A 22,187-nucleotide genomic window follows, 5' to 3' on the forward strand; every position below is an offset into this window, starting at 1 on the left:
ATAGCTGAAAGGGGATTTTGAGATGCCTGCTTTCAATAGACGCGACTTCTTCCTGCATGCGCTCGCCGCTGGGACTATTGCTCCGGCGATTATCGGAACCACATCCAGTGTCGGGCAGGCGTCCGGCTCGGGAACTCTACGAGTTCCAACCGCCCGCGAGGCGAACGACCTCAATCCGTGGAAGTACAGCGGCCTATGGGTTGTTTCCTCGCTGATCTACGATCCGCTGGTCAGCTATGGCCCGGGCGGCAAGATCGTCCCGGCGCTCGCGGAATCCTGGACCGTCAGCAATGACGGGCTCGACTATGTCTTCAATCTGCGCAAGGGGGTCACGTTTAGCGACGGTGCGCCGTTCAATGCCGATGCCGCGCTCTGGAACCTCAAGCACTGGATCGGGCAGAGCGACCACAGTTGGTTGAGCGTGTCAGCAAATTTCGAGGCGATGCGGAAGATTGATGACGATAAAATAGACATCAAGCTCAAAGCACCGGCATCCGCTGCCTTGATTGAGCTCAGCACGATCAATCCGATGCGCTTCCTGAGCCCGGCCTCGGCAGATGCCGACGGCAACTACGTCAAGCCGGTCGGTACCGGACGCTGGGTCGTCGTCAGCAGCAGCGCCAATGGCACGGAGTTTGTTCGCAATGACAAGTACTGGGGCGACAAGCCGGGCCATGATCGTCTGTCCATTCCGGTGATACCGGAGGGCCGCAGCCGGGTTGCGGCCATGCGCGCTGGCGAGCTCGACATGATGGGCGGCAGTTTCGCGGCGAAGATCTCGCCGCAGGAGGCCGAGACGTTGAAGACAGTTACCGGCGTCACGGTCGTCACCGACACGGGCACCGACACGATTGTGCTGGGCTTCAATCCGAACCGCGCGATCACCAAGGATCCGGCCGTGCGTGAGGCGATCAGCCTCTGCCTGGACCGGGCGGCGATCGCCAAGGTCGTGATGGCCGGGTACGCCGATCCGACGGCCAACCTCTTTCCGCCCAGCGTGCCCTATGCCGGACGGCGCGAGCCGGTTCCCAACCGCGATGTCGAAGCCGCCAAGCAGAAACTCGAGGCGGCCGGCTGGACCGGAGACGCGACGCGGCAGAAAGACGGCGTTCCGCTGGCCCTTGAGCTGGTGATTTCAGAAGACGCGGTCCCCGGATCGCGCTCTCTCTCGGAAGTGATCCAGAGCCAACTCAACGAGGCCGGCTTCGGCGTCACCATCCGCCAGGTCGATCACGTAACCCGGCACGACGACATCCCGAACATGAAATACGACATGTCGTTGTTCATCACCAACGGCGCGCCTTACGACCCGCACGGATCGATCACGATCTTCTTCCTGAGCACGTTTACCTCGGGCACAGACGGCAAGATGTTCGTGGACGCCGAGCGTCTCGACCCACTGCTTCTCAAGGCCTTGGGGGCCGATGAAAACGGGCGGGATGCCGCATATCAGGCCGTGCTCGACTGGCTCAGGGACAATCACGCCATCTGTCCCATCTACCACGCCAAGCGGATCTGGGCACACACCGACCGCGTCACCAAGTTCGTGTTTCCGACGACGGAGTATGAGATGCCCGATAAGGGAGTCGTTCTCACCTCATGATGTCCCAGGTCGTCTTTCGCCGCCTCTTGAGCGCGCTGGTCTTGGTGATCGTGGCGTCGGTCGCGTGCTTCTCGATTGTCGCCGTGTTCCCCGGTAATGTTGCTCGAGTTATCGCCGAGATGCGATCGGCGACCGTTTCGGACGAGATCGTAAAACAGATCGAGGTGCAATACGGCCTCAAGGATCCGGTGCCGCTACGTTACCTGCGCTGGGCGGGACGGGCGGTACGCGGCGATCTCGGGGAGTCGCTACGGACGGGTGAACCGGTGGCGAAGGACTTGGTCAAGCGCGCCCCGCCGACTGTCATCCTCATCCTTGGAGGTGGGACGTTCACGCTCGTAATGGGCATGGGACTGGCGTTCTTGGGTGCACTCTTTCCCGGCTCGTTCGTCGACCGGCTTATTCATGTACTGTCACTGATTGGGGCTTCCGCGCCGAAGTTTTTCATTGCGGCACTGCTGATCTACGGGTTTGGAGTCGCCGCCCGTCTGTTGCCGACTTATGGATTCGCCGGGCCGGCCTCCTGGATCCTGCCCTGCATATCAATTGGCATCATTCCGGGCTCGATCTTGAGCCGCGTCGCGCGCGTTGCGCTCGGGGAGGAAATGAGCCGGCAGTATGTGGTAACGGCAATCAGCAAGGGTTTGGCGCGACGGAGGATTCTCGTCCACGATGCCCTTCCGAACGCCCTACCGGTGACCATCAATGCCTTCGCCATGCACTTCGCCTTCATGGTCCAGGCGGCGTTGGTGATTGAACCCATCTTCGCCTGGCAGGGCATTGCCGCCTACTTCGTGGAGGCCGTTCGTTTTCGCGACTATCAGGTGCTGCAGTCGTGCCTATTGGTGTTCTGCGTTTTCTTCATCCTGGTCAATCTGTCGGTTGATCTGATCTCAATGGCGCTCGACCCCAAGCAAACACGGAAGAGGCTCGCCTGATGCCAACCTGGCTGGCAACGACGCTCTCGTTTGCACGTCGCCTGGGATGGGCGGCGATCCTGGTCGTGGCTGTAGATCTGGTTCTGGCGCTGTTCGCGCAGTATCTGACGCCGTATAGCCCGACTGCCCAGGATCTGATGTCGGCGAATCAGACGTTCTCCGCTGCGCACCTGCTGGGCACGGATCATCTCGGCCGAGATACTCTCAGCCGCCTGATCGCGGGATCACAGACGACACTGGTCGCGGTTGTGGTTGTGGTTCTCCTTGCGATGTTGATCGGGGTCGTGATCGGAACGATCTCGGGCTATGTCGGCGGCTGGATCGACGAGATCGTGATGCGTGCCGTGGATTTCATGCTGAGCGTTCCTTCCCTTATCGTCGCGCTGGCCATGATCGGAATCTTCGGGCTCGGCTATTGGAACATGGTCGCCGCTCTGACCATCGCCTGGATACCGAGCTATGCTCGCATCACGCGGGGAGTAGTCGTGGCCACGGTCCACCAGCCTCATATTGAGAGCCTCTGGGTGCTCGGCGCTTCGCGGACAAGGCTGATCGCCTTGCATCTCGTGCCCACCGCGCTGCGCTCCATTCTCGTCTATGCCTCGGTTGACGCCGGTGTGCTGGCGCTCGCCATTGCGACCCTGAGCTTCCTGGGCTTGGGAATACAGCCGCCGATGTCCGAATGGGGAGAGATGTTTGTGGATGCGATGCCATATCTCGACGTCAGCCCACGGCAGATCGTGCTGCCCGGATTGGCGCTGACGCTCACGGTCGCCGGGTTCAACTACCTCGGCGAACGCCTTGCGGCACTGGACGCGCCGCGCGCCATTTCCGGCCGGACCTTGCGGAATCGGCTTGCAACCGCGCAAAAGCTGCTTGTTTCGCGGACGATGCCGTGACCGTGCAACGCCATCATGCCACATCCGCCGTGGCCGGCGCTGGGAATCCTATCCTCAGCGTCAAAGGCCTTTCGGTCTTGCTGTTCACGGAGACCGCCACGGTTCGCGCGGTGACCGACGTCGGCTATACGGTGCATCGCGGCGAGACCTTGGCCATCGTCGGCGAAAGCGGCAGCGGCAAGACCGTCATGAATCTCGCACCCCTCGGGTTAATGCCCGGCGGCGTCCGGGCGGTGGTGAGCGGCTCGGTCAAGCTCTCGGGCGAAGATCTGACGCAGGCAACCGAAGACCGGCTGATGCAGGTTCGGGGCCGAAAGGTCGGTGTGGTGTTTCAGGATCCACTCAGCGCCCTCAACCCAAATCGCCGAATAGGGCCTCAGATCGAGGAAGTGTTTCACCTACGGCTAGGCCTCGATGCCAAAGCATCCCACGCACGGGCAATCGAGTTCCTCCGCATGGTCGGCATTCCCGAACCGGAGCGCCGGTTGCGCATGTACCCGCACGAGATGTCCGGCGGCATGCGGCAGCGGGTGATGATCGCTATCGCGATCGCCGCTGAGCCGGAACTCCTGATCGCCGACGAGCCGACCACCGCACTCGATGTGACGATCCAGAGCCAGATACTCGAGCTGCTCATGCGATTGCAGAAGCAGCTGGGCATGGCCATGGTCCTCATCACCCACGACGTCGGTGTTGTGGCGCGCGTCGCCGACCGCGTCGCGGTGATGTATGCCGGCGCGATCGTCGAGCTAGGCACGGCGCAAGAGATCCTGAAACGGCCACGGCATCCCTATACGCGCGCCTTGCTTGCGGCCGTGCCGACACCCGATGCGCCCGTCGGCAGCCGATTCAACGGCCTTTCGGGCTCGCCGCCCGATCTCAGCAATCCCGTGGTCGGCTGCGCCTTCGCCCCGCGCTGTCCTCTGGTGCAGGCTGAATGCGGGCTGGCGACACCGGTGCTGACTCCGAACGAGGGCGGCGGCCATCTCGCTGCTTGCTGGGTGTCGACACCGCAGGCTGGCGAAAGGCTGACGCGATGACTCTGCTCAAGGTGTCGGACTTGGTGGTCGAGTTCCAGGATACCGCTACAGGTCGTATCAACCGTGCCTGCAACCAGGTCTCGCTCGACATCGAGGAAGGCGAGATCGTCGGCCTAGTCGGCGAGTCCGGTTGCGGCAAGTCCACTCTGGGCCGCGCCATCGTCGGCCTCGAGCACCCGCGATCGGGTTCGATCGTCTTCGACGGCATGGATATTCTGACCCTCTCCGCCGCGGCACGGCGCCAGGCGCGACGAAAGGTCCAGTACATCTTCCAGGATTCCCTGGCGGCGCTCGAGCCCCGGCAGACCATCGGCTCCGCGCTCCACGAGGCGCTCATCATCCGCGGCGAGCGCAATATGCGCGCCCGCGCGGCACGGATCGGGGAAATCCTTGCGGCGACCAATCTCACTTCAGGGATCCTGACGCGGCGTCCGCGCGAGCTCTCGGGCGGGCAGCGTCAGCGCGTGTGTATCGCGCGGGCGCTCTTGGCTGACCCGAAACTGCTCATCTGCGATGAACCGGTGAGCTCGCTCGACACTTCGCTGAGAGCGCAGGTGATGAACGTGTTTCTCAACCTGCGCGACGAACTGGGCGTCGCGATCGTCTTGATTGCGCACGACCTCGCTTTGGTTCGCCAGGCCAGCGCTCGGGTCAATGTCATGTATCTGGGTCGCATCGTCGAGAGCGGTCCGAGCGATGCGCTTTATGCGCAGCCACTCCACCCCTACAGCCGGGCGCTGACCGCGGCGATTCTGGGCATCGACCCGGAGATCGAGCGGCATCGCGAGCAGGCGGTCTTAAAAGGCGATCTGCCCAGTCCCTTCGCGCCGCCCAGCGGGTGCAGCTTCCGCACCCGCTGTCCGGACGCATTCGACCGATGCGCCGCGACGGAGCCGGCAGCGCTTGTCCGTGAAGGCCGCTCGGTCCGATGCAATCTTTACGACGGGACCGCGGCGGTGAACTGAATCTCGACCTGGATATCGGGGAGGCCCAGCACCGCCTGCACGGTCGCCCGCGCCGGAGGCTCGTTGCGGTCGATCCACTCGATCCAGGCGGTGTTCATGCGGTCGAAATCAGCGATATCGCGCAGCCAGATCGTCGCGCTGAGCACCGCGGCGCGATTTGAGCCGATCGATTCCAGAAACGTATCCGCCTTCTCGAGAATCTGCCGGGTTTGGCCGACGACATCCTGCTTCCGGTCGTCCGCCGTCAAGCCGGAGAAGTACGCCACCTTTTCATGCACGACGACACGGCTCAAACGCTCTGTTTTCCCGATACGCTCGATCTTCACGTCCATCTCCGCCAGTATTGCAATGCTCGTCAGATCCTTTTCGTGGAAGCCGGCCCGCGCGGTCAAATAACCACACCGCGACGGCTCATCGCCGAGAGTTATGAAGGGCGCGCAAGATGCGCCCCCTGGGAGCTGCGAGCGCCTTCCTATGAAATTGCCGCAAGAGCCTGTTGCGACGGGTTATGAAGTTTCGAGGGCGGTACGCCCGACGCCCGGTGCTATTCCTTGTTGTGTTGGAAATCAGTCCAGGATCGCCGATGTCCGCGTCTCTTCCTCGGATCGAAGGTCCGGCGAGCGGCTTGCTCGTGATCGACGGCGCCACCGTGGAAGACCTGGTCGGCCCGGCCGAGGCGCTGGAGCTGGTCGAGGACGCGCTTAGAAAGACCTCCAGCGGCGTCGCGCATCAGGATGTCCGGCGCACGCTCGGCCTACCGGGAGAGGCGGGGACGTGCCTGTCGCTGATGTATGCGTCGCTGGCGGACCAGCCACATTTCGGCGCCAAGGTCCAATCGGTATTCCCGAAGAACTTCGAGCAGCGGATGCCGTCCCACCAGGGCGGTGTGATCCTGTTCGAAGGGGATGCGGGAAGGCCGGTCGCCTTGATCAACGCCACCGCGATCACCGGACTGCGGACGCCGGCCGCGACCGCGGTCGCGACCCGGATCTTGTCGCGGCCGGAATCCTGCGAACTGGCCATTCTCGGTTATGGCGAGCAAGCCGAGCGCCACATCGCCAGCATCGCTTTGGTGCGATCGATCTCCCGCATTAGAGTCTGGGGGCGGAACCTTCGAAAAGCCGAGACCTTCGCGAAGGCGCAGAGGGAGAAGGGCCACCATGTCGATCCGATGCCGACGGCGCAAGCCGCGGTCGAGGGCGCAGACATCGTCTGCACCGTCACTTCCGCGCAATTGCCAGTGCTGCACGGCGCGTGGCTGGCATCCGGCACCCATGTCAACGCGATTGGCGCGAGCGTCGCGGCGCTGCGCGAGATCGATCTCGACTGTGTCACGCGCGCACGCATCTGGGTCGACTATATGCCGATGGCGATGACGGCGGCGTCGGACATCTTCGAACCTCTCTCCGCTGGCCTCATCGATCGCGCGCAGCTCGTCGGTGAAATCGGCGCCGTGCTCAATGGTCAGGCGCCGGGCCGTCGCGACGACCGGGAGATCACGCTGTACCGCTCGCTCGGCGTCCCGGCGCAGGACATCGAGTTCGCCAACTTCGTCTATCGCAGGGCGCGGGAGCTCGGCCGCGGCGTCGAAATTTCACTGTGAGGGTTCGCATGCTTTCCAGCCAGCGCCATCTGTTCTCGATTCCCGAAGACGTGACCTACCTGGATGCCGCCTACATGTCGCCGATACCGCGGAGCGCCGCCGAGGCGGGGGCGAGGGGCGTGCAGGTGAAGGCGGCGCCTTGGGCCATGACCATCGGCTCCTATTATGACGAGTGCGAACGCGCCCGGTCGCTGGCGGCTTCGTTCATCGGTGCGACGGCCGACGACATCGCCATCATTCCGGCCACCAGCTACGGCATTGCCGTCGCCGCAGCCAATGTCCCGGTCAAGGCAAGCTCCGTCATCATGATGATGGAGAACGAGCATCCGTCGCATCGCTACGCCTGGTACGAAATCGCGCGGCAAAAGGACGCTGCGGTGGTCACTGTGCCGCGGCACCCCGACCAACCCTGGGCAGAAGCGATCGCGGCGGCGGTCCGGAACTCGAAGGCGCCGGTCTCGGTCGTCGCCGGTACCCTTGTTCACTGGTTCGAAGGGATGACCGTGGACATCGCGGTGGTCGCGGAAGCGGCCCGCGCCGCCGGTGCGAGCCTGGTCCTGGACGGCACGCAATGGGTCGGCGCAGTTCCCTTCGATGTGTCCCGTGTTCGTCCGGACTTTCTATCCTTTGCGACCTACAAATTCCTGCTCGGTCCTTACCGCCTGGCATTCCTTTACGCCGACAAGACCTGGCAGGACAAAGGCCGACCGATCGAGTTCCACTCGTGGAACCGCATCGGCGGCGATCGTTCCGACTTCTATCTGGAGACGATGCCGGACTATCTGCCCGGTGCCCGCCGCTTCGATATGGGGGAACGCTCGGACTTCGCGGTCCTGCCCATTGCGATCAATGCGATGGAGCTGCTTCAGGGCTGGGGGGCGCCGGCCGTATTAGAACGGCTCTCGCACCTGAACTGCCTGATCTGGCGTGAGGCGGAACGGCATGGCTTCGGCGGTCCGAGGGCGGATCTGCGGGCGCCGCATATTTCCGTTGTGGAGCTTGGCGAACGGTTTCGCGGCGAGCTCGCGCGCCAGCTCAAGGAGGCCAAGGTCTTCGTGACAATCCGCGGAACGAAGATGCGGATCACTCCTCACGTCTACAACGAAGATGAGGATATTGCGAAGTTGTTCGAGCTTGCCAATCGGCTGACGTCATAAATGCTGGTCCGACATGCTCGTTGAACCAGCAGACTGCGCCAATGCCTTCATTAGCCCGTGCAATTGCGTACTGGCCTCCTCCCAATGTCCGCTCCTGGCGCAAAGCGGACTCAACTGCCATAACAGCGAACTGTCGTGGCTTCTGCGATCAGTTCCGTACCGCTTCCTCTTCGCGATCGGCGTCCGGATGCGCGGGGCTCGGCGTCGCAGCGGGCTCGGTCGCCCATTCCTTGCTCATGAGGAGAATGGCCCATTCGGTCTCAAACTCGGCGAATGGCATCGCGATCACCTCGAGGTCGCCTTCAACGATTCTCGATGCGAAGCGCCTCAAGAGCAACTGCTCGAATTGATAGGCTTGACGTTCTGTCGGAAATGGTTGCGTCAGGCCATGAGTCCATCGACAGCCGGTGAGATGATAGCGAAGCTCGCGGTTGAGCTGGCGCTGGCGCTCGTTGACGTCGCTCGAGCTGCCGATCTTGATCGCGTTTTTCACCTTTCCGCCTTCGAGCTTGAAAGCGTACACATGGCCGACGCCGAGCGTGCGATCGCTGCTCCCGCGATGCCCGGAGGGCGGAGGGCCGCTAGGCCCATTCTTCCTGCGGAGCGATAATGCTTGTTCCAGCGCCGACGCCCGGGCGAGATCCGGAAGTGGCGGGAGCTCACAGGGGTCAGATGGAAGCGCTAATATCCTATCCACGAAGGTTTGGCCAAAGCGCCTTTCGACATCGATCGCGAATGCCGACCATTCCTGCCCCGGGAGGTAGCTGCCAAGGATAGTTTTGGTGTCCGGCTGTGGATTGAAGCGCACGGCCTTGAGTACCGGCATCGCATACGGCCAACGGTAGGCGCCGTTCGGGTGGAACTCTGGACCCGACGGATCGGCGCCCAGCGCTTTCATGATGGTATCGGCATTCACGAGCTGGTGGCCGACCTGACACATCCCGAGCAGATGACCCTGCTCATCGGTCTCTGTCTTGTCGTTCTTGGTGCCGGCAACGACGAGCCAATCGCCCGGTCCGGATTCCCTTAAGAACTTGGCGCGCCCGCCTTCGGAAGAGAAGCCAAAGGTCGGATGCGTCTCTGGGTTCCAGCCCCAAGCCTTGGTGATGAAAACCTTCGGCAAATTATCTCCCCTTTTAGCCAATTCTAATCGCAGGCGCTGGCCTCTCTGCAAGGCAAAATCCTAGTTGTGCTCAGCCGAGAGCTTTCAAAGGCTTGCGGCACCACCTCGCTCGTCCGGCCGCCGTGACAGCTTGTGGCGCAAAGCTGACATCAACTCTAGGGCTTAGCTCGGGGTTGGGGCGCTTGTAGCGAGATGAGAGTCCGCTTTGCGCCAGGAGCGGCCGTGCCTCGAAGAAGGTTGAGCGAACAATTATCCTTGTCGATCAACCCGACTGCCCGGACCTCGGGTATTTGGTCCGGATCAGTCGATCTTGCGTCGCCTCGGTGCCGGCCAGTCTTTGCCGTCAGCAAGATCCGCGGGTTGCGCGCGTTCGCGCGAACGCGGAAACTCAATCTCGATGTCTTCGACACCTGCCGGCCACCCCAGCTTATTCAGCAGGGCGCTCCCCTCCGGGGCAAGTCTCGGCGGTTCTTTGATCGGCCCCTCAACCTTGCCCTGAATCGTATTCTTTTGTTTCGTTCGCTTGTCCGGCATGACGTCCTCCTGGGCCCGAGTATAGCGCCACTGCGTCGGTGCCTGACTAGAGTCCGTTTAGCGCCAAAGGTCGACATAACGTCATTGACTGAGGCGATTTGGGAAGCTTACGGATACTCGTCAGTTAAGTGATGTCCACTTTGAGGACCTGGCGAGTGTAAGGATTGATGAGGACCTCGATGGTCGGCCTGCCAAGGGTGCCATCGTCGCGGAATGCGAACGCCTCAGCTTTAGAGGAATCTCGCAGCATATTCTTTCTCGCTGGCGCCCTCTTCTTGCGCGGTCTCCTTTTCACGAAGCTCTCCTTCTACAGTCCGACTGAACTCACTAACATGTTGATCCTCGGACCTTTCTCATTGCAATAGCGCAGACTGGCTTCCCACGGCGAATGTGCGCCGACGTGCAAGTTGCGACCCTTATGACTACGGCAAAGCTCTGGCGACAGTCGCTATCTCGCTGAGCAAAATAGCCCAGCTCTCTTGATCGACGTCCGCTTTGCGCCAAAACCAGCCCTTTCGCGGTGTGCTGGTAGCCTACATTCAGACGCGCGTGGGATTGGAGCTCAGAAAGTGGCAAAGCTGACGAAAGAACAACGCGAAGGCATCAAGAAGCTTGAGGCAGAGTTCGACCGCCGATTGGACGAGGCGTTTAAAGATCCCCGAGCGTTCCGCAAGAAGGTCGACGCCGTATTCAGAGCGAATGGCAAAGCGAACAAGCGTCCGGTTGCCGGCGATTCCTACTGAACTTGGGAAACCCGGCGTCATTTTCTTCCCTGCCCAAGGTCGATATCCGGATCAATCGCGCCCCTTGCGCCGCAATAGCTGTTCTCTGAAATCGTCCTCCGCATTCCAAACCTCGTTCGGCGGCAGCTTTGTCCTGATGTAATCCTCCAGTATTCGTTCGGAAGCCTCTCGGGAGACGGATTGGCCCTCCAGCGCCATCGTCTGCTCAACCCACTTCAGTTGCTCGCGGGCGACGGTACGGGCTTGGCGATCGTAGAATGCTTCCAGGGAAGCATTGGGCACCAGGGCATAGACCACAGTGCAGTTCATAGCTTCAGCCGCGCGCTGCAGCGAAAAGAGCTGCGCCGTCCCAATCGTTTCCGCGTCCTCGAGCTCTCTAACACGATAATCAGATGTGCCCATCCGCTGTGCGAGTTGCATCACGGTCATTCCCAGGCTGCCGCGGATCGCTCTGACCCACCCACCCCGGCCGGGCGCTTTCATGTTGTTCTTAAGATCGCTCGCGGCCGCAAATCTCTGGTCGAGTTGGCTCCGGGCCATTCGGGCGCGTTCGTTCCGTGTCATTGAAGTTTTCTCCAGGTCGAATGGCGAGCTGTAAAGATTGCACGACATCGTTCTGCTTCTTTCGCAATCCGCGAGTTATGCCCTCGGATCGATCACTCGAATTTTATTCAGCCAATGCCCCCGACCACAGCGCTTGCAGTAAGAGTTTCGTTCTAGCTCAACGAAGCGGGTTTCCGGTCCATATCTCCGTTTCACCAGTTGGAGCAATGTGATCAAGCCGACATGGCCGCATCGACCGCAGGTGAGTTCTAGGCACTCGCCTTTTTTGAGGCTCCGCAGCGTGCCGCGGAAATGGATACCCGGATTTGGCACGCAACGTCACCGCTCGACCATTTCATCGAGCACATCGTACGGTCGCTCTTCCCATTCACCGGCGCGATCCATGACCCACATGCGGGCCGCCCGGTAGGCGACCGGGTTCGCGGGTGGCTCTATCACGATTTGCAACTCGTCGGGTCGGGCGCCGCAGCCTTTGTCCCGCTGGTCCCCACTACGATTCCCCTTACATTGAAGCCGTGCAAGGAGATCGATGAGAGTCAGGTTTCGGTCGAGCTGCGAGAGCATCTGAGACGCGAGCACGACCAAGCGTCCGCAGTTGCGGCAGTGAGCTCGCACTTTGAAGATGTCGAGATCTCCGACCGTCTCCGGAAAGACGCCGGCGCCTGGATAGATGTTGCTCATGGCATGTCGTTCGTCGGCTAAGTGTAAACGCCGTGCTCGAGACGACCCAGCAACTCTTCGACAAGAGCTATGCCACCTGGTTGTCTCAGGACACTGTTCGGTGATCTTCCGTTAAGTGCCATCGCGGGTGTATTGAGCCACTTGTCGCCGGCGGAGTATCCTCCCTGGAGCGCCGCCGCTCTTTTCCGAATGGCCTTACGCCTGCTTTGGGCTGTGTTCGTCGATCGAAGTTCGATCATCGTTGCGCCCCTGAAAAAAGTGATCAGCCTGGGCACAAGTCGGTCTTCCGATCAGATCGCGAGACCCATCCGGACGCCCGATCTCTCTGCCTCGATATTACGCGACTAGGATGGCCGCTAACTTGACCGCACCGCGAACATCGAAGCATTTCTCGCGAAATCCCCGACACTCAAGGTCTGAAGCCTGGCGAGCAGCGAGTGGCGCGTGAATAGTGTCTCCTCGTCCAATGCGGATCAGCTTCGCAGCAATCTCGATCGCCATAATCGCATCTGAGGCGCTAACAATGCTGAGCGGTCGGTCGTCAGATGTGATCGTGAAAAGTTGCCTCTCCATCATCGCTCCCTTGACGCCAGCCAGCATCCACCGTTGAATAGAACAAATATGGAACACCCTTCGGCCAACCTAGTCAAGGCCGACGAGGCGTTGACGGGAGGGCGGGTTGGAGCGGCACTACCTCGATGGGCTAAATTTGCAGCAACGCCAAGCGGTTGAGCATGGCTGTGATGGCGAAAGTTCCGGCCCGCTCTTGATCATCGCCGGGGCGGGCTCGGGCAAGACCAATACGCTCGCCCACCGGGTCGCGCATCTCATCGTGACGGGCGTCGATCCCAATCGAATACTGCTGCTGACCTTCTCGAGGCGCGCTGCTCAAGAGATGCGACGACGGGCGGAGCACATCGTCGCTCGCAACGTCCAGCGTTCCGGCCAGATTGGTTGGGCCGGAACATTTCATGCGATCGGCGCGAGGCTGTTGAGGATATATGCGCGGCAGATTGATTTGGATCCGGCCTTCACGATCCTTGATCGCGGTGATGCCGAAGACGCGCTTAATTATGTTCGCAACGAACTCGGCTTCTCGACTACCGAAGAGCGGTTTCCAACTAAGGGCACATGCCTCTCGATCTACTCCAGGGCCGTTAATGCAGAGCAGCCTCTCGAGGAAGTGCTCGACGACTCGTTTCCGTATTGCCGGATGTGGTCGCAAGAGCTGAGGAGCCTGTTTGCTGGCTATGTCGCGTCAAAGCAGACGCAGCGCCTGATGGACTATGACGACCTGCTCCTCTACTGGTCGAAGATGATGCTGGTGCCCGAACTAGCGTCCGACATAAGCGCCCGCTTCGACCACATCCTGGTCGATGAATACCAGGATACGAACCGGCTGCAGTCCTCAATCTTGTTAAACATGCGGCCAGACGGCCGAGGGCTCGCCGTTGTCGGTGATGACGCACAAGCGATCTATTCCTTTCGCGCAGCCACCATTCGAAACATCCTGGAGTTCCCAGACCAATTTCAGCCGCCCGCGCGTATCATTCCGTTGGAGCGGAACTACCGCAGCACCCAGCCGGTACTTGAAGCTTCCAATGCCGTCATCAGTTTGGCCAAAGAGCGCTACAGCAAGCAGCTTTGGTCCGACCGACTCTCCCAAGAAAAGCCAGCGATCGTCACCGTTCCGGATGGGGTTGAGCAGGCTCGCTACATCGCAGACAAAGTCCTCGAGAACCGGGAACAAGGCGCCGCGCTCAAGGCGCAAGCTGTCCTGTTCCGTGCCGGGCACCACAGTGCGCTGCTAGAGCTGGAACTCAGCCGCCGGAACATCCCTTTCGTGAAGTTTGGCGGACTCCGTTTCCTGGATACGGCGCATGTCAAAGACACCCTAGCCATTCTCCGCTGGGCAACCAATCCAAGGGATAACGTGGCTGCGTTTCGTGTATTGCTTACCTTTCCGGGAGTCGGCCCGAAGACGGCGCGACGCCTCGTGGATGGAATCGCTGATGCGCCCTCCTTGCTATCAAATCTGGAAGCTTTCCGCCCTCCTGCGGGCGCTGTGGAAATCTGGCCAAGCTTTTTGGACCTTATGCGCCACTTGACGACCGACCTTGGAGGGTGGCCTGCTGAGTTCGACGCTGTGCGCCGGTGGTACCAGCCGCTCTTAGAGATGGCTTACGAAGATGCGCGATCTCGAGGTGCCGACCTGGAGCAGCTTGGCCAGATTGCTGGGTCGTTTGCGTCCCGCCAGCAATTCCTGACAGAACTTACCCTTGATCCGCCGCAAGCCGGCAGCGATGAGGCTGGTCCACCGAGCAAAGACGAGGACTTTCTCACCCTTTCCACCATCCACAGTGCGAAGGGATTAGAATGGACATCCGTCTTTGTGCTGAATGTCGTTGACGGCTGCATTCCTTCCGATCTCGGCACGGGCACGTCCGACGACATTGAGGAAGAGCGACGGCTACTATATGTGGCCATGACGCGAGCGAGGGATCATCTGCACCTCTTGGTCCCGCGGAACTTCTATGCGACCAATCAGGCGCGGGGTGGAGATCGATATGTTACGGCGGCTCGGACGCGCTTCATACCTTCAAATCTGCTGACGCACTTTGAGCAGACTTCACGGCCGCGTGGTTCATCTGACATCGCGGAGGATTCGGCATGCCCTCGCGCGAATGTTATGGCCACCATCCAAGGTATGTGGAAGTGATCAGCCTCGCCCTCATAACGGAGAATCAAGCTTGATCGTCCGATGCGAAACGGGTGTGCTAACGACTCCCTACTGACAAGTTTCGCTACATGTAAGTCTAACCGGTCCCCCGCGTCTTCCCGAGAAGCCGCGCCGTCCTTTGAAGGTTTGGTAATGCGCCAGCGTTTCTCCATAGAATGTTCCTGATGCCGGCAAAATGGAGTGTTTCGCGCATGGAAGGCTGGGACTGTCTATGAAGACTCACTCGATCAGCCAAACAGGCGGCCTCATCAAGGCGAGCAATGAGTTCTAGTTCTCGCGATTTCCAGTTCGACGGACGTTTCCGTGCTTGCTCTTTAGTGTGGCTCTTGAGCCAATCGCGGTCATGCTTAAGCAGGAAGCGATACGCGCGACGGCCCTTTGCTGACATCTTCTTGTCGCAGCAAGTTGGGATATCATTCTGCTGTTGTTGCCAAGTCTCGCGGTGCTTCGTCATTAGTGCATATAGCCTGTCGATCCGGCTCTGTGTCTTTTTCGGCAACGTCCAGCTTTGATTCCAAACACCCAACCTAAGCGCATGCCTCTTAAGAGCCGGCAGCGATACTCCGAACTCCAAGGACAGTTGCCTAAGCGAGGTTGAAGTCGAGAGCATCTTCTCCTTGATTGCCCTATCCCAAAGTTCGCCGGTCCTCAGAACGGAAACACGGTCCGGTGCATTCGAAGTCCATGAATAGGTGAAGCCACAATGCTGACATTGAATGCGATGCCGGCCGTTATCTAGCGTTTGGGACAACCTTATGCCAACTGCCCCCTCAAATCGCGCACATTTCGGATTGGAGCACGGCCATTGTTCCGATACTGCCGCCGCTCGGTTGGACACCGAGCAAGTTGACGAAACTGCGCTCCGAAACTCTGCCAGTGAGCAGTCCATGTGCTGCAGAAGTAGGATTGTAAGGAGCGCATGCTTCTGCGCTCCAGCGTCACGCAGATGCTTGTTCAAGGCGGTCGCCAGCCGATCTGCTGCGTCGGCTGAAGATGGCTCAAGAAGAAATTGCACGCTAGGGCGGCTCAACATATCGCGAACGAGTTGGCGCATGCTGACGAGGGACGGAGCCTTACTCCAGCTATATCCCTTCTGGGAGACCAGTCTTCGAAGAGTTGTAGTGACAATGGCCGCACTCTCAGTGATGCACGGCGCCTCGAGTATGCTCTTTGACGCGCGCGCTATCTCGAGGAGGTCCTGACGAGCCGCAATTGGCACCGACTTCATGCCGCCCCAGTCTATGCCTGCTACCGCGGGATCCGGCGGCAGCACGTCTTTCCCACCCGAAGTTCTGTAGAAGGTCTCAACGAGGTCGGTTTCGTGGTCTGGGCAAAGATAGACGCCCGGAAGTTGATGAGTGCGTCGCCAATATCGCTGTCGATCGTCAGCAGAATCTGAATCCAAGCACTCAGGGCAGATCTTTAGAAAGCGCGGGCACTTGAAAAGCTTAGATCCACACCCTTGCTGCTGCGACGGGCTTCGCGATTGGCGCATCGCGTCAAGTAAACGACCGTACTGCTCGGACGAAGATAGAAAGCCCGCGTAAGGTAGAAGGCTATGCCTTTCGGCGAGAATTCGGATCTCAACGCCGATTTCCATGCTTGATTGCGACGAGAGACAATCTATTCCGCTCACGTTTAAGGCTGTGCGCACATTCAAGCGGCGTCCGAATAGCCTTTTTACGGAGTCTCGTGACAGAGAGGTCGAAATTGCGTGAAGGGCTCTTGCCAAACCGCCGGAAAGCAATTCGTCCTGATAGAGCGCCGGCAGAAAGCCGATCATGATGACGGCCACCTATAAACCAGCCCTGCAGCCTTCAGCGATTCGTAGGCCCCCAGACCTTTAGCTCTGCCATCCCGCACCACATTTACCAAAGCACATTGGCTGGGCTTGATGATTTTTGTCTTGGGGAGTTCTCTTGATGGTATGCCGTCACTGCTTGATGGAAGCCTAGACTCGTCGATCAATCTGGCAGTCGGTGTTATTGTAGACCCGGTTGTCCAAACGCCAGAAATGCTTGGCTGCTGAAAGCCCCGGGAAATGGCCGCTGCAAACTCTGGCGATGTCATCGCTGCGTTGAAGCGCACTGGCCCTGAAGGGCGGCCTTGTGCAATGGCGGCCAGCGCCAGCTTGATAAGCGAGAAGTACTCTCCGTAGACGTGCTTTACCAGCTCACAGCTCAGTGACTCTTCCCCGAGTGAAAGCGCCCTACGCGTCGATAGCTGATAGAGCTTACAGCATAGGTCCGGGTTAGCACCGCAAAGGTCATGAAAGAGGCGGGTTATCTCGCTGGTGAGCTCCCCTGCTTGTCTTAAGATCCTGTAGCTCCAGAGCTCGCTTAAAATCAGCTCAAAGTCATCTATAGATAGCGTTGGAACATCCGTTGCTCCGACGCCCGTGTAGCGCAGGGCGGTGCCGAAGTCCTCGGTCAGCACTTTTCTGCCGTCGTCGTTGCCAACCAGGACTACTGGAACGCCTAAGTGGTTATTAAACTCGGCGACAAAGTCGAGGAACCGCCGGCGTACCCCTATATCAACATTGTTAAGAACATTGACTTGATCGATTACCAAAACACCAAGGCCCTGAAGCGCAGCTACTTTGGCCATGCTGATTTGCAGGCGCTCCTTACTTCTAGTCCCGACAAAACTGGTTAGATAGTTCGTTCCTAGGGCCAGATCTGCCTGCTCTAAGACCTTGATGCCGAAGTTTGCGAGTGAGGCGTCAGGCGGGCAATCAATATGCAGCCATGTCAGCTGCTTCCATGAGAACGGTTGTCCGTTGTAGTCCGTGTGAGCGATTACTTGTGGAAAATAGCGCAGGATGGAGCGGATCACCTTCGACTTTCCAACGCCACTCTGCCCGATCAGTCCGTACGATCCAGGCGTGCCAAAAAGTGTACTTCTCGATCCTGGTGGTGATGCATTCGGAGAACCATAGGCCGCGATCTGAGGGAGAAAACCACGATCCATTGGATTGCGCGCGAGATATCCTTCGCGAATTAGCCGATGCAGCGCTGCAGCAAAGTCCAGGTGCCAGTCGAGCGGAAACAAAACATTTCGTAGTAGTGACACGAAGTCGATGCGGTCAACCGTAGGAAGGCCGACGTAGGAAGCGTCGTATGCTACTTCGCTCTTGATCCGGGACGCCCACTCCAGGGCGGTTTGGCGCGGTGGAAGGGCCTCGATAAACGGATTACCCTGGTACGCGGTTAGTGCCTCCGTGCGGTACTCTGCCTTGGGCCAGTGGCCAATCATTGGAAATGCGACGGCTTCACTTGTCATTGCGCCCCCCGCGATCAGTCCGGATGAGACTTCTAAGCGCACTTCTATGGCTAGGCGCAGCTAAGCTGGTGGATCCCTCCTTGGAAGCAACTGGATCGGGTTGCGGGACCGTCGTCACCTCGGCGGGCGCACAAGCCGGGGTGTCAAGCGTTGATTCGACATGAGCGATTTCTTTGGCTCGATCCTCCTGGAGGTTGTACGCCTTCGTGACACCGCCTGCGGCGTCCAGCTCTGCAGCCGCGCCGGCGGTGATTTTGCGCATCTGGTACTCGATCGCGAATTTGGTTTTGAGATCTTCGTCAGTTTTTCGCCCATCCATGACCTCCATCCACTTGGTCTGGTCAAGGAATTCGTCGAGCGACCAGTTGGAGAAGAATTGGAGATCCGGAGTCAGCTCAAGATCCTCGAACCGCCTCTTATCCTTTAACCAAATCCTCGCATCGCCTAAACCCAGTTCGCCTGAGTAGACGAGAACATCATCCCAAGTGCGGTTCGGCTGCCGAACATACCAGTCACGATCGATTCCGCTTTTGCACCTGTAGGTCAATCCGCCGGGGACATAGATGCCACGGTTGGAGAGATGACCTCTCACAGTATGCATGAGCACCTTGTCTACTAGCACAAGATCCGGTTTCCGCCTCCCACCTTCGAGCCGAAAACCATTCTGGAAGACCTCGCGGGACGTCGGATGGCCATTTTGAAGAAGGTCGTAACCTGGAGGCAGTACTTCTAATTTACGATTGTTGTGGTCCAAGACTGCGAGGATAAGCAGCTTCCAGAACGAAACGATTGTGTGAACGCAGTCATCGGGGCAACTCGGTTCGCCAGGCCGCCGAAGATGCGTCGTGCCTGGTACCCATTCTTCGATCACTTTGTAGTTCAGCCAATTGAAGGTGGTTTCGACCGCCCCCTTCCAATCACCGCGGCGGAGTGCAGCCATTGATCTGCGTATTTCCCAGATGTTCACCAACGCGTCCACGACCAGGTTTGTAAAGTCTGTCCCCCGGTCTGTGAGGAGCTCAAAGAACATGCAGTCAGCCGGCCAGTCTTCGTCTTCGATGTCTATGTTGAAATATCTGCAGAACTGCGATTTTGGCATTAATGCCACTCGGAGAGCTCGCAAGCATCCCTGAACGCTCGCAGGACGCAGGCTAACCCACAGCCCAACAATCATTCCGGAGTAATGGTCTACCACGAAATAGACTACCGGTCGGCCTACGATGCGGTTGGGGTCGATCAGACTTCGCAGGTAGACATCTGCAACTGTGGAGTCGATTTGGTAGATCGAACCTGGGCCGTGAGCGTTTCCCTTAGCGCTGCCGGTGCGTTCGCGATGCATTAAGTGGAAGGCATTCTGGCCGACACGGCCGATTATCTTGTCGGCGCGCTTTAACTCCTTCCCTGCGTGGTACACGAACTGATCTTTGGTGGGTCTTTGATTTCGCGGAAGCAGCCAGTCGTGAGCGACACCGTCGATAATTTGTTCACCGCCCCAATATAGTTTTGAGGTCTTCTTGAATGCGCTTTCCCAAGTCGAACCAGCGGCGATGTGAATAGCTCCCGTTCGGAGCTTAGCTGCGTCGTCTGGCGTAATATTGATTCCTGCCGTTCTCTCTGTCGGATCGCCGCCGCGGTGACGGCCGAGTTTCTTCGTGACCGTTCTTGGTTCCAGGGGGTAGCCACAGTTTTTTAGGTCCGGAATGAGGGCATTCGGAACCTGTCCCCGCTCCCAGTATTGACGCAGCCACTTCGTGATTGCGTTTTCGCTGACTGGGCATTCATCACCAAAGAAGATGGCGATAATGGCTCTGGGGCGCAGAGACAATATCTGTAGACGCGGGTCTTCGAAGAGGGGCTGCAGTATCGACATCCGCTTGTCGCGAATTCTTTTATCAGCATCGGAAAGCTCGGTTCTTCGCATTGCCTCCCGGTGAGGATCCTCGATAAGCTTGAGATCGCGACACTTGTATTCGTCAATTACCTCGCTAAGCGACCTCCAGCGTGGCCAGGCGTTTTTGATTTCAAGATCGAACATTACAATCTGGTTGGACTCCGCCAAGACGCGGAGGACGCGATGAAGCCCTTTGTCTGTTTCCATCACATCGTTCTTCGCGAAGGGACTAAGCATTCGTGCCCCCTACAGCCGCGCTCGATCTCGCGATCCCTCGAAGGATCCCCTCGGGCTCGAAAGGCTGCCTCATGTCGATTTTCCACTGTTTGCGAGCCAGCAGGTGCTGGACCGTTGCCAACGTGGCGCCATCGTCGAGCGCCAAATGTCGGTCGCAGTCAGAGCAGATGCTGCGTAACGGGACTTCCGGCGAATCTTTCAGCAGTTCGTACGCGGCGTACTCGATCTCCCTAATCGAGAGATCGGTTAGCTTCGTCTTGTCGTAGTCCCAGTACTCGTCGAAAATGGAAAGATTCTTGGCGCGAGGTATATCCAGTTCGTCCTCGGTTAGAAGCTTCCAACCATGGTTACGCCGCTGGTGATAGATGCGATCAATCTCAAGCCACTCGAGGACATGTTCATCTTCGAGAGCTTTCTTCTGCTTAACTGGAAGCGCGATATGGCAGTTTGACGCGCTGCCGAAGGTAACCAGGAAATCCGTGGTCATGACCACGGGACGACCATCCTTGTTCCGGGGGTGCGTTATCCCCTTCTCTCGCGCGATTTCGATCGTCTCCTTCTTATCGAGCAGTGGGTATTGCTCGCGAATGTCGATTATTTCGTCATCATCTTGGAGAAGGTAGATTGCGTAGTATTCGAGTTTACTGAGGTATGTGTGATCCCTTCCGACCTTTCGGCCCGTTATTGTTCCGGTCCAGCCCTGGGAGCTACTTCCATCTCTGATGTTTAACCACGGCAAATAGCCCGATCCGTAGCCGGAACCGCGACCCTGCGCGATGCGACGCTCCTCTGAGATTCGCTTTCTCATCGTAAGCCTCCATCGCCATAGGCAAATATGGCGAGTGGACGATCTACTCCGCTATCCGGGGTATCGAACATCACTCCGAGGGATTGCAGCCGTCCGAGATAGGACAGACGAGCGGAACCGTTGTTCTTCGGGCAATTGATCCTTGGTTTGCCCTCGTTATGCGGACCAGCGGCGATCAGAAGTGTGGGGTCGCGAGTCAGTTCTGGCCTCTTCATTTGAAGCCCTCCCTGACCTCGAATCTGTTCGCGCGATAGGCCTTCTTCCACTCAGTCTGCTTGGGGCAGAGCGGAAACATCCTGGTGACTGCGGCTTCAAATCTTCCGTCACGTCGGACATAGCCGCTTGAACTGAGTTTGAACCGATCTGGAAACTCCCGGAGAGCCATATCTGTCACGATCCGGGCCAGGCACGGGCAGTTCTGCCCGCAACAGCGATAGCGAATGGAGTGTCCCACTTGGCCTCCTCACAAAGCGCGCGCGTACACGCTGCGGACCATAGATGCGCAGCGCAAACGAGCTTGTTTGGCCGTTTTGCGGCCGTTTCAGTCTTGGGATTGCTTTGCCTTAACTCTTATAGAGAGCTGCGAGGTCGCATGGGCTTGGCTATGCGGTTCATAATGAACACGACCGGGCGGCAATAGCCGACCGACACTATCAATGCATGTGATGAAAAATATGCCCGCCTCCCGCGCATATATGCAGGAGCGGTGGGTTCCGCCTTGAGTGTTGTCACTTCAGGTGTCATCGCTCTACTTTGGTTGACACGGAAATGATCACTTAAGTCGACACGTGCTTGTCGCACATGTCTCATTCATCGTGTGCAAATCAAGCGATGCTGTCAAGAAGGCCTGCGTCGTTCCCGGCGATGAGAGAGCTTAGGAAGCATCTCTGAGATTAGCCGATGGCCTCCGATAATGCGCCAGAACCATCGCTTACGAACACGTGCTGTGAAGTTAGTTTAGCTGCCGCGCGAGGCGCCATTAGGGGCGCTAGTCTTTTTCCGAATGGCCCCAAGTTCTAAGAGCCCAGCATCCGCGTCCGACTCGGACTATGTCGCCAACGTTTCGGGAGCGGCGGCTGAGCACAGATCCCACCGTATTGGATGGATTCCCGGAGCGTAGCCGCATACCGCCAGCGACAAGCTCTCGAGTAATCTCGCTATTGAGGAGCGGGCGCTTGCGTGCGGATAACACCTCGATCGCAGCTTCCGGGATTGTTCGCCCCCGGGAATGAACCCCATGCCGCCCCAGTATAACCAGAAAAGGCAGTATCTCTTAGCCTGCTGATAACGAGAATGGCGCTATCAATTTCTGCCCTTCTAGCCAACAGCTCATTCAGCACGGTCTCAAATGGATTGAAGCTCGAATTCTCCATACGGTG

Annotated in this window: 20 protein-coding genes; 9 read left to right on the plus strand and 11 right to left on the minus strand. The window is 58.8% G+C overall.

Annotation, left to right across the window (positions count from 1 at the left end):
* Positions 1-22: 22 nt before the first annotated feature.
* Genes ACH2CY_RS02085 through ACH2CY_RS02105 form a run of 5 tightly spaced genes read left to right on the plus strand, consistent with a single transcriptional unit; the run spans position 23 to position 5,445 of the window.
* Positions 23-1,603 (plus strand): ABC transporter substrate-binding protein, encoded by a 1,581-nt coding sequence (locus ACH2CY_RS02085; protein ID WP_395015389.1) that lies wholly within the window; start codon positions 23-25, stop codon positions 1,601-1,603.
* A complete protein-coding gene (locus tag ACH2CY_RS02090) occupies positions 1,600-2,541 on the plus strand; it encodes an ABC transporter permease (protein ID WP_395015390.1) in 942 nt (313 codons plus the stop codon). The genes ACH2CY_RS02085 and ACH2CY_RS02090 overlap by 4 nt, the downstream gene beginning before the upstream one ends.
* Positions 2,541-3,440, plus strand: coding sequence for an ABC transporter permease (locus tag ACH2CY_RS02095; protein WP_395015392.1), 900 nt, complete (start codon positions 2,541-2,543; stop codon positions 3,438-3,440). The genes ACH2CY_RS02090 and ACH2CY_RS02095 overlap by 1 nt, the downstream gene beginning before the upstream one ends.
* A complete protein-coding gene (locus ACH2CY_RS02100) occupies positions 3,437-4,480 on the plus strand; it encodes an ABC transporter ATP-binding protein (RefSeq protein ID WP_395015395.1) in 1,044 nt (347 codons plus the stop codon). Before ACH2CY_RS02095 ends, ACH2CY_RS02100 begins: the two co-directional genes overlap by 4 nt.
* A complete protein-coding gene (locus tag ACH2CY_RS02105; protein ID WP_395015398.1) occupies positions 4,477-5,445 on the plus strand; it encodes an oligopeptide/dipeptide ABC transporter ATP-binding protein in 969 nt (322 codons plus the stop codon). Before ACH2CY_RS02100 ends, ACH2CY_RS02105 begins: the two co-directional genes overlap by 4 nt.
* Here ACH2CY_RS02105 and ACH2CY_RS02110 read toward each other — a convergent pair.
* Positions 5,418-5,837, minus strand: a complete 420-nt coding sequence (locus ACH2CY_RS02110; RefSeq protein ID WP_395015399.1) for a RidA family protein — start codon at positions 5,835-5,837, stop codon at positions 5,418-5,420. The genes ACH2CY_RS02105 and ACH2CY_RS02110 overlap by 28 nt on opposite strands.
* A gap of 239 nt (positions 5,838-6,076) precedes the next feature.
* Here ACH2CY_RS02110 and ACH2CY_RS02115 point away from each other — a divergent pair, with 239 nt between their 5' ends.
* Together ACH2CY_RS02115 and ACH2CY_RS02120 are read left to right on the plus strand one after the other, a co-directional pair.
* Complete coding sequence (locus tag ACH2CY_RS02115) at positions 6,077-7,048, plus strand: ornithine cyclodeaminase family protein (RefSeq protein WP_395015884.1); 972 nt, start codon at positions 6,077-6,079, stop codon at positions 7,046-7,048.
* Positions 7,049-7,056: 8 nt separating this feature from the next.
* Positions 7,057-8,205 carry an aminotransferase class V-fold PLP-dependent enzyme gene (locus tag ACH2CY_RS02120; RefSeq protein ID WP_395015402.1) on the plus strand — a complete coding sequence of 383 codons (1,149 nt, stop codon included), beginning with the start codon at positions 7,057-7,059 and terminating at the stop codon, positions 8,203-8,205.
* A gap of 148 nt (positions 8,206-8,353) precedes the next feature.
* Here the strand turns inward: ACH2CY_RS02120 and ACH2CY_RS02125 are convergent, their stop codons facing one another.
* Both ACH2CY_RS02125 and ACH2CY_RS02130 read right to left on the minus strand, forming a co-directional pair.
* Positions 8,354-9,328 (minus strand): GIY-YIG nuclease family protein, encoded by a 975-nt coding sequence (locus tag ACH2CY_RS02125; RefSeq protein ID WP_395015404.1) that lies wholly within the window; start codon positions 9,326-9,328, stop codon positions 8,354-8,356.
* A 300-nt stretch (positions 9,329-9,628) separates the two neighbouring features.
* The gene (locus ACH2CY_RS02130) at positions 9,629-9,862 is read right to left on the minus strand and encodes a hypothetical protein (protein WP_395015406.1); all 234 of its coding nucleotides are present in this window, start codon (positions 9,860-9,862) and stop codon (positions 9,629-9,631) included.
* A 569-nt stretch (positions 9,863-10,431) separates the two neighbouring features.
* Here ACH2CY_RS02130 and ACH2CY_RS02135 point away from each other — a divergent pair.
* Positions 10,432-10,605, plus strand: a complete 174-nt coding sequence (locus ACH2CY_RS02135; protein WP_395015407.1) for a hypothetical protein — start codon at positions 10,432-10,434, stop codon at positions 10,603-10,605.
* Positions 10,606-10,656: 51 nt separating this feature from the next.
* Here ACH2CY_RS02135 and ACH2CY_RS02140 read toward each other — a convergent pair whose 3' ends face one another.
* The 3 genes from ACH2CY_RS02140 to ACH2CY_RS02150 form a co-directional block, all read right to left on the minus strand.
* Positions 10,657-11,169, minus strand: a complete 513-nt coding sequence (locus ACH2CY_RS02140; protein ID WP_395015409.1) for a mobile mystery protein A — start codon at positions 11,167-11,169, stop codon at positions 10,657-10,659.
* 318 nt (positions 11,170-11,487) lie between these two features.
* Positions 11,488-11,850, minus strand: coding sequence for a hypothetical protein (locus ACH2CY_RS02145; RefSeq protein ID WP_395015411.1), 363 nt, complete (start codon positions 11,848-11,850; stop codon positions 11,488-11,490).
* A gap of 17 nt (positions 11,851-11,867) precedes the next feature.
* Positions 11,868-12,089, minus strand: coding sequence for an antitoxin Xre/MbcA/ParS toxin-binding domain-containing protein (locus ACH2CY_RS02150; protein WP_395015413.1), 222 nt, complete (start codon positions 12,087-12,089; stop codon positions 11,868-11,870).
* Between the two features lie 440 nt (positions 12,090-12,529).
* On the opposite strand from ACH2CY_RS02150, the gene ACH2CY_RS02155 reads away from it, so the two are divergent.
* Positions 12,530-14,569, plus strand: a complete 2,040-nt coding sequence (locus ACH2CY_RS02155; protein WP_395015416.1) for an ATP-dependent helicase — start codon at positions 12,530-12,532, stop codon at positions 14,567-14,569.
* 97 nt (positions 14,570-14,666) lie between these two features.
* On the opposite strand, the gene ACH2CY_RS02160 is transcribed toward ACH2CY_RS02155, so the two are convergent.
* The 5 genes from ACH2CY_RS02160 to ACH2CY_RS02180 all read right to left on the minus strand — a co-directional run bounded on the left by ACH2CY_RS02160 (position 14,667) and on the right by ACH2CY_RS02180 (position 22,078).
* Positions 14,667-16,373, minus strand: coding sequence for a TnsD family Tn7-like transposition protein (locus tag ACH2CY_RS02160; RefSeq protein ID WP_395015418.1), 1,707 nt, complete (start codon positions 16,371-16,373; stop codon positions 14,667-14,669).
* A complete protein-coding gene (locus ACH2CY_RS02165; RefSeq protein ID WP_395015420.1) occupies positions 16,370-17,872 on the minus strand; it encodes an AAA family ATPase in 1,503 nt (500 codons plus the stop codon). Before ACH2CY_RS02165 ends, ACH2CY_RS02160 begins: the two co-directional genes overlap by 4 nt.
* Positions 17,862-20,000, minus strand: coding sequence for a hypothetical protein (locus ACH2CY_RS02170; protein WP_395015423.1), 2,139 nt, complete (start codon positions 19,998-20,000; stop codon positions 17,862-17,864). Before ACH2CY_RS02170 ends, ACH2CY_RS02165 begins: the two co-directional genes overlap by 11 nt.
* Positions 19,993-20,808 carry a TnsA endonuclease N-terminal domain-containing protein gene (locus ACH2CY_RS02175; RefSeq protein WP_395015424.1) on the minus strand — a complete coding sequence of 272 codons (816 nt, stop codon included), beginning with the start codon at positions 20,806-20,808 and terminating at the stop codon, positions 19,993-19,995. The genes ACH2CY_RS02170 and ACH2CY_RS02175 overlap by 8 nt, the downstream gene beginning before the upstream one ends.
* A gap of 988 nt (positions 20,809-21,796) precedes the next feature.
* Positions 21,797-22,078, minus strand: coding sequence for a winged helix-turn-helix domain-containing protein (locus ACH2CY_RS02180; protein WP_395015885.1), 282 nt, complete (start codon positions 22,076-22,078; stop codon positions 21,797-21,799).
* Positions 22,079-22,187 lie beyond the last annotated feature (109 nt).

The organism is Dongia sp., assembly GCF_041905885.1.
In the GTDB taxonomy this organism is placed as follows: Bacteria; Pseudomonadota; Alphaproteobacteria; order Dongiales; family Dongiaceae; genus Dongia.

Coding starts and splice junctions, on each gene's coding strand:
- ACH2CY_RS02150 (WP_395015413.1), bottom strand. CDS start 12,089: ATGATCGAACTTCGATCGACGAACACAGCCCAAAGCAGGCGTAAGGCC.
- ACH2CY_RS02085 (WP_395015389.1), top strand. CDS start 23: ATGCCTGCTTTCAATAGACGCGACTTCTTCCTGCATGCGCTCGCCGCT.
- ACH2CY_RS02145 (WP_395015411.1), bottom strand. CDS start 11,850: ATGAGCAACATCTATCCAGGCGCCGGCGTCTTTCCGGAGACGGTCGGA.
- ACH2CY_RS02130 (WP_395015406.1), bottom strand. CDS start 9,862: ATGCCGGACAAGCGAACGAAACAAAAGAATACGATTCAGGGCAAGGTT.
- ACH2CY_RS02090 (WP_395015390.1), top strand. CDS start 1,600: ATGATGTCCCAGGTCGTCTTTCGCCGCCTCTTGAGCGCGCTGGTCTTG.
- ACH2CY_RS02165 (WP_395015420.1), bottom strand. CDS start 17,872: ATGACAAGTGAAGCCGTCGCATTTCCAATGATTGGCCACTGGCCCAAG.
- ACH2CY_RS02170 (WP_395015423.1), bottom strand. CDS start 20,000: ATGCTTAGTCCCTTCGCGAAGAACGATGTGATGGAAACAGACAAAGGG.
- ACH2CY_RS02160 (WP_395015418.1), bottom strand. CDS start 16,373: ATGATCGGCTTTCTGCCGGCGCTCTATCAGGACGAATTGCTTTCCGGC.
- ACH2CY_RS02105 (WP_395015398.1), top strand. CDS start 4,477: ATGACTCTGCTCAAGGTGTCGGACTTGGTGGTCGAGTTCCAGGATACC.
- ACH2CY_RS02175 (WP_395015424.1), bottom strand. CDS start 20,808: ATGAGAAAGCGAATCTCAGAGGAGCGTCGCATCGCGCAGGGTCGCGGT.
- ACH2CY_RS02095 (WP_395015392.1), top strand. CDS start 2,541: ATGCCAACCTGGCTGGCAACGACGCTCTCGTTTGCACGTCGCCTGGGA.
- ACH2CY_RS02140 (WP_395015409.1), bottom strand. CDS start 11,169: ATGACACGGAACGAACGCGCCCGAATGGCCCGGAGCCAACTCGACCAG.
- ACH2CY_RS02120 (WP_395015402.1), top strand. CDS start 7,057: ATGCTTTCCAGCCAGCGCCATCTGTTCTCGATTCCCGAAGACGTGACC.